The sequence below is a fragment of the Actinokineospora sp. NBRC 105648 genome, from assembly GCF_030269645.1.
GTDB lineage: Bacteria > Actinomycetota > Actinomycetes > Mycobacteriales > Pseudonocardiaceae > Actinokineospora.
Genome location: NZ_BSTR01000002.1, coordinates 250,184 through 262,615, shown reverse-complemented (window position 1 = coordinate 262,615; position 12,432 = coordinate 250,184). Strand labels below are relative to the sequence as shown.

12 protein-coding genes are annotated in these 12,432 nt (G+C 72.2%); 8 read left to right on the top strand and 4 right to left on the bottom strand.

Annotated features, from left to right (window positions below; all coding sequences use genetic code 11):
* Nucleotides 1-16 precede the first annotated feature (16 nt).
* The 3 genes from QSK30_RS02445 to QSK30_RS02435 all read left to right on the top strand — a co-directional run bounded on the left by QSK30_RS02445 (nt 17) and on the right by QSK30_RS02435 (nt 2,921).
* Nucleotides 17-598, top strand: coding sequence for a restriction endonuclease (locus tag QSK30_RS02445; protein WP_285499137.1), 582 nt, complete (start codon nt 17-19; stop codon nt 596-598).
* 220 nt (nt 599-818) lie between these two features.
* Nucleotides 819-1,655: a DUF4262 domain-containing protein gene (locus tag QSK30_RS02440; protein WP_285499136.1), complete on the top strand. Its 837-nt coding sequence runs from the start codon at nt 819-821 to the stop codon at nt 1,653-1,655.
* A complete protein-coding gene (locus tag QSK30_RS02435) occupies nt 1,656-2,921 on the top strand; it encodes an alpha/beta fold hydrolase (protein WP_285499135.1) in 1,266 nt (421 codons plus the stop codon).
* Here QSK30_RS02435 and QSK30_RS02430 read toward each other — a convergent pair.
* Entirely contained in the window at nt 2,857-3,894 is a 1,038-nt protein-coding gene (locus QSK30_RS02430; protein WP_285499134.1) for a hypothetical protein, read from the bottom strand. The two genes, QSK30_RS02435 and QSK30_RS02430, sit on opposite strands and share 65 nt — an antisense overlap.
* Before the next feature lie 56 nt (nt 3,895-3,950).
* Nucleotides 3,951-6,218 carry an ATP-binding cassette domain-containing protein gene (locus tag QSK30_RS02425; RefSeq protein WP_285499133.1) on the bottom strand — a complete coding sequence of 756 codons (2,268 nt, stop codon included), beginning with the start codon at nt 6,216-6,218 and terminating at the stop codon, nt 3,951-3,953.
* A gap of 67 nt (nt 6,219-6,285) precedes the next feature.
* On the opposite strand from QSK30_RS02425, the gene QSK30_RS02420 reads away from it, so the two are divergent.
* From QSK30_RS02420 to QSK30_RS02410, 3 genes are all read left to right on the top strand, one after another.
* Nucleotides 6,286-7,083 carry a TetR/AcrR family transcriptional regulator C-terminal domain-containing protein gene (locus QSK30_RS02420; RefSeq protein WP_285499362.1) on the top strand — a complete coding sequence of 266 codons (798 nt, stop codon included), beginning with the start codon at nt 6,286-6,288 and terminating at the stop codon, nt 7,081-7,083.
* Nucleotides 7,084-7,171: 88 nt separating this feature from the next.
* The gene (locus QSK30_RS02415; protein ID WP_285499132.1) at nt 7,172-9,115 is read left to right on the top strand and encodes a UvrD-helicase domain-containing protein; all 1,944 of its coding nucleotides are present in this window, start codon (nt 7,172-7,174) and stop codon (nt 9,113-9,115) included.
* A gap of 18 nt (nt 9,116-9,133) precedes the next feature.
* Complete coding sequence (locus QSK30_RS02410; RefSeq protein ID WP_285499131.1) at nt 9,134-9,574, top strand: YdeI/OmpD-associated family protein; 441 nt, start codon at nt 9,134-9,136, stop codon at nt 9,572-9,574.
* Nucleotides 9,575-9,731: 157 nt separating this feature from the next.
* Here the strand turns inward: QSK30_RS02410 and QSK30_RS02405 are convergent, their stop codons facing one another.
* Nucleotides 9,732-9,899, bottom strand: a complete 168-nt coding sequence (locus QSK30_RS02405; protein WP_285499130.1) for a hypothetical protein — start codon at nt 9,897-9,899, stop codon at nt 9,732-9,734.
* Between the two features lie 260 nt (nt 9,900-10,159).
* Between QSK30_RS02405 and QSK30_RS02400 the strand changes: the two genes are divergently transcribed.
* A complete protein-coding gene (locus tag QSK30_RS02400; protein ID WP_285499129.1) occupies nt 10,160-10,510 on the top strand; it encodes a DUF1801 domain-containing protein in 351 nt (116 codons plus the stop codon).
* 99 nt (nt 10,511-10,609) lie between these two features.
* Nucleotides 10,610-10,969 (top strand): DUF4180 domain-containing protein, encoded by a 360-nt coding sequence (locus tag QSK30_RS02395; RefSeq protein WP_285499127.1) that lies wholly within the window; start codon nt 10,610-10,612, stop codon nt 10,967-10,969.
* 45 nt (nt 10,970-11,014) lie between these two features.
* Here the strand turns inward: QSK30_RS02395 and QSK30_RS37120 are convergent, their stop codons facing one another.
* Nucleotides 11,015-12,397, bottom strand: a complete 1,383-nt coding sequence (locus QSK30_RS37120; protein ID WP_502871780.1) for an endonuclease — start codon at nt 12,395-12,397, stop codon at nt 11,015-11,017.
* Nucleotides 12,398-12,432 lie beyond the last annotated feature (35 nt).

Here is a 12,432-nt window from a genome sequence, read left to right as displayed (position 1 = left end):
AAAGATACTTGAGGGTATGACCGCAGCCGCGTCCGTCGCGGTCGTGCTCGGCATCCTGTTCGTGCTGCGGCAGATCGAGCGGCACCCGGTGCTGTTCGCCACCGGCGGTCTGGTCCTGCTGGTGGGCGCGGCCCTGTTCGCCGGCTTGTGGCACCGCGGGCGGCGGGCCGAGGCCGCGCTGCGGGCGGAGCGGGACCAGCGGATCGCGGTCACCGACGGCATGAGCGGACACGACTTCGAACACTGGGTGGCCCGGCTGCTGCGGCGTTCGGGCTGCGCGGACGTGCGGGTGGTCGGCGGCGCGGGCGACGCGGGCGCCGACGTGGTGGCACTGAGCCCGGCGGGATCCCGCGTGGTGGTGCAGTGCAAGCGCTACGACCACGTGAACAGGAAGGTAGGCAGCAAGGAGGTCCAGCTGTTCACCGGCACGGCGTGGTTTGTCCACCACGCCCAGATCGCCCTGATGGTCACCACGACCAGGTACACGAAGCCCGCCGCGGAAGTGGCCGCGCGGGCGCGGATCACCCTGGTCGATCGAGACCTGCTCGCCGAGTGGGCGCGGTCGGGCACCGCTCCCCCGGCGGTCGGGCTCCACTAGAGCGTGTCCGCGGGCGCACTCGGACCAGTGCCGCGTGGCGGGACCTGCCCGTGCACTGCGACGTCACAGCACCAGTTCGGCGCGGACCACCCGGCCGCCACCCGGTGTACACCGCCGCGCCACGTGTCGGTTGCCCTGCGCGGTGGCTGGGTGCCGGGCAGCCGCGTCCGCGGTCAGCATCAAGATCGCCGGGCCGTTGCGGCTGTGTAGAGTCCGGGCCGTGACCTGCCGTTGCGTGCTCTGCGCCGACAAGCCGGACGACCAGCTGGCCGCCATCACCGACACGGTGCGGGAGCACGGGTGGTGCGCCCTGCGGATCGCCGCCCAGGTCGACTTCGCCTACACCGTCGGGCTGCGGCACAGCTTCCAGCGACCCGAGATCGTCATGTTCGGCCTCGACGGCGAGGACATGCAGAACTGGCTCAACGCCGCGGTCGACCTCGGGCGCGAGCACGGGTGGCCCGCCGACGACACCGACGTCGAGGGCGTCATCGAGGCCGCCCCGGTGCGGCTGCGCGCGGTGCACCCGTCGTGGCACGAGGCGCTGTTCGGCACCGCCGAGCGGTTCTACGACGGGGACGAGGGCCCGTTCCTGCAGCTGGTGTGGCCCGACGAGCACGGTCTGTGGCCGTGGGACGAGGGCGTGGTCGAGGGCTGCCGCACCCAGCAGGCGCACACGTGGCTGCCGGTGGACGAGCACCCGCCGGGCGGGTGGCGGCTGGTCGGCGAGCTGGCCCCGGACTTCGACCTGCCCGCGGCGCCGGACTCGTACGCGCTCACCACGCGGTCGGTGCTGGCGGGCGGCCAAGAGCCCGCGTGGATCGGGTTCGACGACAGCGTCTTCGACGTGCTCGACGAGCGCGGCCACGCCGCCGACGACCTCTGCCTGGCCTTCCTGGGTGAGCTCGTCGTGCGCTACCCCGGGCTGCGCGACTGCGACGTCATGGAAGAGGGACAAGCCCTGGTGCGGGAGAACGGCGGGTGGGTCAGCACCGACATCACCGCGGACGAGCGCGCGGCGAGTGAGCGGGCGTGGCAGTCGGTGCAGGAGGCCTGAGTGCGGACCACCGATCACCTCTTCACCGTCCCGCTCGACCACGCCGACCCGGGCGGCGCGCAGATCGAGGTCTACGCGCGCGAGGTGGGCGACCCGAGCCTGCCGTGGCTGCTCTTCCTCAACGGTGGCCCGGGATTCGCCTCACCGCGCCCGCTGGGTGACGAGGGCTGGCTGCACACGGCGCTGCGCCGCTACCGGGTGCTCCTGCTCGACCAGCGCGGCACGGGCCGGTCGACACCGGTCACCCGGCGAAGCCTCGGGGCGGTCGGCGAACCGGCGGCGCAGGCCGAGTACCTCACGCACTTCCGCGCCGACTCGATCGTGCGCGACGCCGAGCGGATCCGGCGGACGCTGGGCGACGGTGTGCCGTGGAGCGTGCTGGGCCAGAGCTTTGGCGGGTTCTGCATCCTGGCGTACCTGTCCACGGCGCCCGAGGGTCTTCGCGAGGCGTTCGTCACCGGTGGTCTTCCCGGTCTTGGCGTCACCGCGGACGACGTCTACCGCAGCCTTTACACCACCGTCGCCGCTAAGAACTCCGCGCACTACGAGCGTTTCCCCGCAGATGTGGATCGCGCGGCCGCGATCGCGCAACACCTGCGCGCTAACGACGTGCGCCTGCCCAACGGCCGCCGGTTGACCGTGCCAGTGTTCCAGTCTCTCGGCAACCTCTTGGGCGCCGCCACGGGAAGTGCTCGGTTGCACTACCTGCTCGAAGCGCCGTTCGACGGCGCGGAACTGTCCGACGCGTTTCTCTGGGGCGTCGACCGCGAGGTGTCGTGGGCGGCGGCGAGCCCGCTGTACGCGGTGCTGCACGAGCCCACCTACGCCGACGGTGACGGCGCGCTGAACTGGTCGGCGCAGCGCCTCCGGGCGGAGTTCCCCGAGTTCGACGCGGCCGAACCGCTGCTGTTCACCGGCGAGATGATCTTCCCCTGGACCTACGACGACCCGGCGCTGGAGTCGTTCCGCGCGGCCGGGCGGCTGCTGGCCGAGCGCGCCGGCTGGTCGCGCCTCTACGACCTGGACCGCTTGCGCGCCAACGAGGTCCCGGTCACCGCGGCCGTCTACGAGAACGACATGTACGTCGCCCGCGACCTCTCCCTCGCCACCGCGGACCTCATCGGCGCCCGGGTGTGGCGGACGGCCGAGTACGAGCACGACGGATTGCGGGTCAGCGGCGGTGCGGTGCTCGACGAGCTGTTCACGCTCGCAGCAGGGCCTGCACCCGCTGGACGAACTCCGGCGGCAGCTCCTCCGGCGGAGTGATCAACACCCGGCCGGCGACGGCCAGGGCGTTGCCCTGCAGGTGCACGTCGGCGTAGGTCGGCACCCCCGCCTCGTCGAGCGGGCCGAGCAGCGGCCGCAGCCTGCTGGAGGTCTGCCTGCCCAGCTCGCCGATGTCGCGGCCGGCCACCCGGACCGCCACCACGACGCTGGTCGAGCGCGGCCCGGCCCGTTCCACCAGGTGCAGGCTGCCCACCACGAGCGCCTTGCCCGGCAGGTAGGCGCTGTCGACCAGGGGCGCCAGCACTGCCAGGTGCTCGTCCTGGTGGGTGAGCTGGAACGGCCGCCCAGGCGGGATGCGCAGGGCGGCCGGGTCGATCTCGTTGAGCGGCACCAGGTATTCCGGCTCGGCGAGGTCGAGTGCGACCGTGCCCGCGAACTCCGGTTGGTCGCGCGTCCACCACACGCGCGCACGGCAGGTGCCCGCGCCGCGCACCCGCGCGAGCGGAACCCGGTAAGCCTCAGCGGCTTCCGGCGGTAAGACGCCTGCGGCGTGGCCTTCGATAAGAACCTGCACACCGTCGTCACGCAAGCGCAACTCCGCGGTGGTCGCGCGCTCTCCGGTGGAAGGCCCACCGGAGAGCACACGCACCGCGTCTGGGTCTTCCAGCACCTCTTGGTTGAAAAAGCCACGCCCCCGCAAGGGGACCGCCTCGTCCGCCGGTCGCGGACGCGGGACGTGCGGACCGCGCTGCGCGGCCAAGATGTCTTGCAGCCGCGTGAACTCCGCCTGGTGCGCCCGGGTGAACGCGAGCTGGTAGTGCCGCCCGTCGCGCAGCCGCAGGTCCATCCGACCGTTGCGCAGCGGGCCCGCGTCGTGCACGGTCACCGTCGCGATGTCGCGCACCGCCACCGAGAGCGGGCCGCCGCCCAGGGCGAGCCTGCCCACCGCGTTGGTCGGGGTGACGGACAACAGCCCGCCGTCGAGTCCGACGGAGATGCCGATACCGTCCACGCCCGCTCCTCACCCTCGCCGCGCCCGCGGGTCCGATGTTACGCAGGCGGCCGGGGTCACGACCCCACGTAGTCGCGCAAGTGCCGGGCGGTCAGCGTCTCCCCCTTCGCCACCAGGTCCGCGGGGGTGCCGGTGAACACGATCCGGCCACCGTCGTGGCCCGCGCCCGGGCCCAGGTCGATCAGCCAGTCGGCGTGCGCCATCACGGCCTGGTGGTGCTCGATGACCACGACCGTGTTGCCCTCGTCCACGAGCTGGTCGAGCAGCCCGAGCAGCTGGTCGACGTCGGCGAGGTGCAGCCCGGTGGTCGGCTCGTCGAGCACGTAGGTGGAACCCTTGTCCGCCATCCGGATCGCCAGCTTGAGCCGCTGCCGCTCGCCGCCGGACAACGTGGTCAGCGGCTGCCCCAGGCTCAGGTAGCCCAGGCCGACGTCGACCAGCCGGTCGAGGATCTTGCGCGCGGCGGGCACCTTGAGGAAGTCGCGCGCCTCGGTGATCGACAGAGCCAGCACCTCGCTGATGTCCTTGCCGTCGAGCTTGTGCGCCAGCACCTCGGCGGTGAACCGCCTGCCCTCGCACCGCTCGCACACCGAGGCCACGCCCGCCATCATCGCCAGGTCGGTGTAGACCAGCCCGATGCCCTTGCAGTTCGGGCAGGCGCCCTCGGAGTTGGCGCTGAACAGCGCCGCCTTGACCCCGTTGGCCTTGGCGAACGCGGTGCGCACCGGGTCGAGCACGCCGGTGTAGGTGGCCGGGTTGCTGCGCCGGGAGCCGCGGATGGCCGACTGGTCGACCACCACCACGTCGTCCCGTTTGGACAGCGAGCCGTGGATCAGCGAGCTCTTGCCCGACCCGGCGACACCGGTCACCACGGTGAGCACGCCCAGCGGGACGTCCACGTCGACGTCGTGCAGGTTGTGCAGGGCGGCGCCGCGGATCGGGAGGTGCCCCTTGGGGGTGCGCAGCACCTCGCGCAACCGAGCGCGGTGGCCCAGGTGGTCGCCGGTGAGCGTGCCGGACCTGGTCAAGCCGGGGAAGTCACCGGCGTAGCAGAGGTGCCCGCCGTTGGTGCCGGCGCCGGGGCCGAGGTCGACCACGTGGTCGGCGATCCGGATGACCTCGGGCTTGTGCTCGACCACCAGGACGGTGTTCCCCTTGTCCCGCAGGCGCAGCAGCAGGTCGTTCATCCTGGCGATGTCGTGCGGGTGCAGCCCGACGGTGGGCTCGTCGAAGACGTAGGTGACGTCGGTGAGGCTGGACCCGAGGTGGCGCACCATCTTCACCCGCTGCGACTCGCCGCCCGACAGCGTGCCGGACTCGCGGTCGAGGCTCAGGTAGCCCAGCCCGATCTCGACCAGCGAGTCCAGGGTGCCGCGCAGCACGGTCAGCAGCGGGCCGACCGAGGGGTCCTCGATCTTGCCGAGGAACGCGGCCAGGTCGCTGATCTGCATGGCGGCGCAGTCGGCGATCGAGCGGCCGTCGATCCGCGAGGACAGCGCGGCCGGGTTGAGCCGGGAACCGCCGCAGGCCGCGCAGGTGGCGAAGGTGGCGGCGCGGTCGACGAAGGCGCGGATGTGCGCCTGCATCGAGTCGCGCTCCTTGGACAGGTAGAGCCGCTGCACCTTCACCAGCAGGCCCTCGTAGGTGTGGTTGAAGGTGCCGTGCTTGACCTTCACCGGCTCCCGGTGCAGGAAGTCTGCGAGCTCCTGCTCGGTGTAGTCCTTGATCTTCTTGTCCGGGTCGAGGAAACCGGACTGGGCGAAGGACTGCCAGTACCAGGTGTTGACGGTGAAGTTCGGGACGGTGATCGCGCCCTCGTTGAGCGAGAGCTCGCGGTCGACCAGCTCGTCGACGTCAACCGCGGAGACCCGGCCGATGCCCTCGCACTCGGGGCACATGCCCTCGGGGTGGTTGAAGCTGAAGGCGCCCGCCGAGCCGACGTGCGGGGTGCCCAGCCGGGAGAACGCGATCCGCAGCAGGGTGAACGCGTCGGTCGCGGTGCCGACCGTGGAGCGGGCGTTGGCGCCCATCCGCTCCTGGTCGACGATGATCGCGGCGCTGAGGTTGTGCAGCGCGTCCACGTCCGGCCTGCCCTGGCTGGGCATGAACGACTGCAGGAACGCGGTGTAGGTCTCGTTGATCATCCGCTGGGACTCCGCGGCGATGGTGCCGAAGACCAGCGAGGACTTGCCCGAGCCGGACACCCCGGTGAACACGGTGAGCCTGCGCTTGGGGATGTCCAGGGAGATGTCGGCCAGGTTGTTCTCCCGCGCGCCGCGGACCTGGATCACGTCGTGGCTGTCGGCGGGATGGGCGTGCTGCATCAGGGAAGGTTCCTTTACGCGGTAAACTGACGGCGACGACCGCACTTTACGCCATAAGGAGATGCTCGTGGTGGTTTTCGCCGCGCAGGGCGACCCGCGTCGGACGATGGCCCTGCTCTGGCGCGCGGACCGCCCGGTGGAGAACCGGCCCGGGCCCCGACCCGGGCTCACCGTGGACGTGATCGTCGAGGCCGCGGTCGCGGTCGCCGACGCCGAGGGGATGGCCGGGCTGTCGATGCGCGCGGTCGGCGAGCGGCTGGGCCGGACCGCGATGGCGCTCTACACCTACGTGGCGGACAAGAGCGAGCTGCTGGACCTGATGTTCGACCACGTGCACGCCGAGATGGGCGCGGACCGCGCCGCGGCCGACTGGCGCACCGGTCTGACCCGGTGGTCGGAGGACCTGTGGGCGTTCTACCTGCGCCACCCGTGGGTGCTCCAGGTCTCGGGCGCGCGGCCGGTGCTGGGCCCGCACGAGAACGCCCTGATGGAGGGTCTCGTCCGGATCCTGCGCGGGACGGGCCTGCCCGCGCCGGTGCTGCGGGGGACCGTGGGCGCGCTGGTGTACTTCGTGCAGGGCGCCGCCCGCGGGGTCACCGAGTCCCGCCAGGCCGCCCAGGAGACCGGCCAGTCCGACGAGGAGTGGTGGTACGCCCGCTCCCCCGAGCTCCTGGAGGTCGCCCCGGACTTCGGCGCGCGCTTCCCGTCGCTGGTGTGGCTGGAGGAGGGCCGCGAGGTCGAACCGGTCGACGAGGAGGTGCCGTACATGGAGCAGGAGGCCCGGGTGTCGTTCACCGTCGGCTTGACCGTCCTGCTCGACGGCATCGAGGCGACCCGCGTCCGGCACGGCGGCCGCGCCGGCTGAGCGTTGGTGCTTCCGGGTGCGACCCGCCCCAGGTCCGATGATCTTGGTTACCGTGGGACCGACGGGTGGCGGCGCATCGGAGGGCCTGGTGGGACTGAGCGCGCACGCACTGCGGGAGGTCCACCGGGCGGCCGCGGCCGTGGTCGCCCGCGAGTTCAGCGGCCTCGCCCCAGACCGGCGGCGGGTGCTCACCGCGCTAACCGCCTGGACCGCCCAGGGGTGGCACCTGTTCGTCCGCGACGAACCCGCTGCCGGGCACCCCGACCTCTTCCTGGTCGGCCGCGCGGGCGTCTTCGCCGCGGTGATCGCCGACGGTGGCCCGGAGGAGACCGAGGCGCGCACGCTGGTGCGCCGCGCCGAGGAGCGCTTCGCCGACATCCGGGGCAGGCGCGGCCAGGTGGTCACCCGCAGCGCCGTGCACCTGGTGGCTATCCGGCCGGGCTCGGCGGGCACCGCCACCGCCGGGCACCTGTTCAGCACGGTCGGCGAGGCCGCCCTGGACCCCCGCGCGTTCGGCGCCGGGCACCTGCCGCGCGACCTGGTGGACACCATCGCCGACCAGGTCGCCCGCAGGCTCGGCGGGCACCGCAGGCCCTCGGTGCCGCGCCCTGATCGCGCGGGCGCGCAGGACGGCCTGCTCACCGTGGACGACGTCGCGGCCGAGGATCTCGCCGGCGCGTTGGCCCGGCCGTTCGGCACCTGGCTGACCTTCCTGCACCCGCACCAGCTGGCCGTGGTCAAGCGGCACTACAACGGTCCCGCGCGCATCAGCGGCCCCGCGGGCACCGGCAAGACCGTGGTGGCCCTGCACCGGATGCGCCACCTCGCCCGGCGCACCACCGGGCCGCTGCTGTTCACCACGTTCGTCGCCACACTGCCCGCGGTGCACGGCACCACGTTCGACATCCTCGCGCCGGAGCTGGCGGGTCGGGTCGAGTTCACCAACCTGCACGCCTGGGTCCGGGCCTTCCTCGCCGGGCGCGGCCACGACGGCGGGGTCGAGCGCGGCGCCGTGGGCACGCAGTTCAACCTGGCCTGGAAGCTCCACCGGTCCGCGCTCGCCGACCTCGACCCGGACGTGGCGTACTGGCGCACCGAGGTCGACCGGGTGATCAAGGGCCGCGGCGTCGACACCCTCCAGGAGTACCTGGCGGTGTCCCGGCGCGGGCGCACCCTGCGGCTGGACCCCGCGCGGCGCACGCGGGTGTGGGAGCTCTTCCAGACCTACCAGGACAACCTCGCGGCCAAGGGCCTGCAAGACCACAACGACGTGGTGCGCCGCGCGCTCGCCGAGGTCACCACGCGCGGCCCGGACGTGCCCTACGCGGCCGTGGTCGCCGACGAGGTCCAGGACATCACCCTGGTCGGCCTGCGCTTGCTGCGCGCGTTGGCCGGCGACGGCCCCAACGGCCTGCTACTGCTGGGCGACGGGCAGCAGCAGGTCTACGCGGGCGGGTGGCGGCTCTCCGAGGCCGGGATCCCGATCCAGGGCCGGGGCGAGGTCCTGCGGGTCAACTACCGCAACGGCGACGCGATACTGGACTTCGCCCGGAGGTTGGACGCCACGAACCTGGTTGACGACCTCGACGGGGCCACCGGCGTGACGCTGGCCCAGGCCGAGTCGGCCAACCCGGGCGGGCGGCGGGAGTTCTGGCTGGGCCCGGACGCGGACCTGCCCGCGGCACTGCTCAGCGCTCTGCGCGGCCTGCCGGTGCCACTCGGGGAGTGCGCGCTGATCGTGTTCCACCGGCGGGAACTGGAGCGCTGCCAGGCGATCCTGCGGTCGGCCGGGATCGGCTACCAGGCGCTGGAGAACTACACCGGCGAGCCGGGCGAGGTGCTCAAGATCGGCACCGTGCACCGGTCCAAGGGCCTGGAGTTCCGCGCCGTGGTCGTCGTCGGGCAGGCCGAGCGCCGGACCACGGGCCACGGCAGCGACCAGGAACACGACGAGCTGCGCGCGCGGCAGCACCTGGTCGCGGCCACCCGTGCGCGTGACTACCTGTGGTGGGGCGCCGTCGACTCGCCCTGAGCGGTGGATACTCGGGCCATGAGATTCCGGACCACTGTGGAGCTGGGCGGCAAGAACGCGACCGGGCTGCGCGTGCCCGCCGAGGTCGTGGCGGCGTTGGGGCCCAAGAAGAGGGTGCCGGTGACGATCACCGTCGGCGGCCACACCTACCGCACGACCGTCGCCCCGTACGGCGGCGATTTCATGGTGCCCCTGAGCGCGGAGAACCGCACGGCCGCGGGTGTGGCCGCGGGCGACGAGGTCGAGGTGGACATCGAGCTCGACACCGCGCCCCGCGTCGTCGAGGTACCAGAGGACCTCGCGACCGCACTGGCGGCCGAACCGGCGGCGCGGGCGGCGTTCGAGAAGCTGTCCTACAGCCACCAACGCGCGCACGTGCTGCCGATCGAGTCCGCCAAGGCACCGGAGACCCGACAGCGGCGCGTCGCCAAGACCATCAGCACCCTCCTCGGCGACTGACCCCGGCGCACCGGCTCGGACCGCCATCGGCGAGGCGGGCACTCGGGACGCTGCTCGTGAACGACCAGCCGTGCCGATCGGCAACCACCACTCGCGACGGTCGAGGAGCAGTGCGGCACCGGTAGCGAGCCGCTGGCGGAGTGGCGTGACGCCACGACTACGCACGACACCCACGGCGGCGCGGTGGTGGTGGCCCGGTAGCGGCGAGGCGCAATGGCGGTGCGGTGCGGTGCGGCGGCAGCGGCAGCGGCGGCGGCGGCAGCAGCAGCAGTGGCAGCAACAGTGACAGCGCCACAACGCCGCGGCGGCCGATGATCTCGATCAAGCCACCCACCGGCCCACCACCCCGACCCGCCGGCCGACCGCCCCGCCCCGCCCCGCCCCGCCCCGACCCGCACCGACCGATCCCGACCGCCCGCGGATCACCCCGACCGGCGCGAGGGGGACCCCCGATGTCAATTCTTCCAGGTGGGACCGACAACGGCGGCGGGCGGAGGCTGAGTTGTCCACAACCTCCGGGTGCCCTGTCGATTCGGGCCGGTGTCGTTCGACGCGTCAGCGCACGCCGAACCGAGAGGACCTGCCATGCCGAAGTTCGCCACCGTCGAGGAGTACACCGCCGCACTGGCCGAGCCGTTGCGGGAAATCGTCGAGGCCGCGCGCCCGGTGTTGGGCGCCGCGCTGCCCGAGGCCACCGAGGGGCTCTTCCACGGCGATCCCACGTGGAGCGTCGGCAAGAACCACGTCTGCCTGCTCAAGGCGTACACCTCGTACGTCACCTTCGCCTTGTGGCACGGGCAGTCCGTCGCCGACCCGTCCGGGCGGTTGGCCGCCGGGTCGCGGGACATGGCGTCGGTGAAGCTGCGCTCGGTCGCCGACATCGATGCCGCGTTGTTCACCGACTGGCTCCGGCAGGCCGCTGCGGTCGAGGGCTGAGCGGCGCGGATCGCGTGGAAGAACATTGGGACAGGCCCAAATCCAGTCGCCCGATCCGGGTTCGGACCTCTAGTTTCGCTTGCGGACCAGGGAGGACCGATGACCCACACCATCGCCCGGCACGGCGAGACCACGGTGCTGTACTGCTCCCCCGACGGGGCGCTCGTCGCGAGCGAGGCCGACGCCGTGGACCTGATCGGCGAGACCTACGGGACCGACGCCTCGGTGGTGGTGCTGCCGGTGGAGCGGCTGGACGACCGGTTCTTCACCCTGCGCACCCGGCTGGCGGGCGACATCGTGGCGAAGTTCGTCAACTACCGGATCCGGCTGGCCATCCTCGGCGACATCTCCGAGCGGCTGGCCGCGAGCGAGACGCTGCGCGCGTTCGTGCACGAGGCGAACCGGGGCAAGCAGTTCTGGTTCGTCGCCGACAACGACGAGTTGCTCGCCCGGCTCTGAGGGCGTGCCTGCCGGGACCGCGCGGTCCCGGCAGGCCCCCAGGGCTCAGCCCCAGATCGACGCGGCCCACTCCGGGTGGTCGATGAACGGGTTGCGGTTGTGCTGGTAGCTGTCGTAGATCACCTGGTTGCGCCGCTTCTCGAAGGTGTCCGGCGGGTCCTGGGCGTTCCAGCGCAGCAGCACCGAGAGCCTGCCGATGTTGGGGTTGCTGCCGTTGTTGACGCTGTCGTTGACGTCGAGGTCGACGTAGCCGTCACCGCCCTCGTAGCGGACGTCCATGTAGAGGATCATCCGCGCGACGTCGCCCTTGACCGCGTCGCGGGGTTCCCAGGAGTCGGCGTCGGTGAGGTTGCCCGGGGCCTCGGCCGCGGGCGAGCCGCCCAGGTCGAAGTCCTTGTTGCCGCGGTTGGAGTTCACCGAGACGTCCTCGGGGCGCAGGTGGTGCAGATCGGTGCCCGGCCCGGTGGCGGTGCCGAAGTCGCCGTGCGACTTGGCCCAGACGTGCTCGCGGTTCCAGTCGTTCGCGCCGCCGCCGTTGGTCGACTTGCTCTGCGAGCGGCCGCTGTAGACCAGGATGACGTTCGCCGGGTTGTTCGGGTCCTGGTCGGTCTGCTTGAGCGCGTCCCACACCTGGTCGTAGTTCAGCTTCGCGTTGGTGCGGATGATCTGGTTCAACGCCGACTTGAGCTGCGGCCCGGTCTTGCCGAGGGCGGCGCTGTAGTAGTCGTCGGTCGGACCGCCGGGGGTCGTGGTGGTCGGCGGCGTCGTGGTCGTGGTCGTCGGGGTCGTGCCGACGCGGGCGAACGCGGTGGTGGAGGTCAGGCCCGGGTGCGCGAAGTACGCGCTGAGGGCGCCGGTCACGTCGAGCTGCGCGCCCAGCAGGGACGGGTTGGTCTTGAGCCCGTACGCGGCGCGGAACGACGTGCTGATCTGCACGTAGACCATCCGCGCGGTGCCGGTCTCGGCGGCCGAGTCCGCCAGCGCGAGCGCGTAGTCGTTCGGGAAGCCGGAGCGCACCACGGTCGAGGTGGCGGTCGGCTGGCCGACCACGTAACCGCGCACGGTGGCCGACGACCCGTTCTGCCCGGCGATCGCCTGGGCCACGGTCAGCGGCGCGGCGGCGGGCGCGGCCTGGGCGGGCGGCTGCGCGCGCAGGCCGATCACCACAGTGGCCAGAGCGGCTAACAGGGCTAAGAGTGTCCAACGACGTTTCGGCACAGGCGGTCCTCTCCCCGACGGTCGACCACTGTCGACACAGCGTGACTGCTGTTCCACTATCGAGTGAAGATTGCCATGGATCAACTCACTGCCGCGTGAACGCGGTGGAGCTTTTCGGTGGCCGGCCGATGGCCCCTCGCCACCCCCCGGGGACGACCCGGGAAAAGAAGGCGCGGCCCCGCCGTCGGGGGGTGACGGGGCCGCGCCCATGGTGTCGCCACAGCCCGCGGCGGTGTTACCGACCT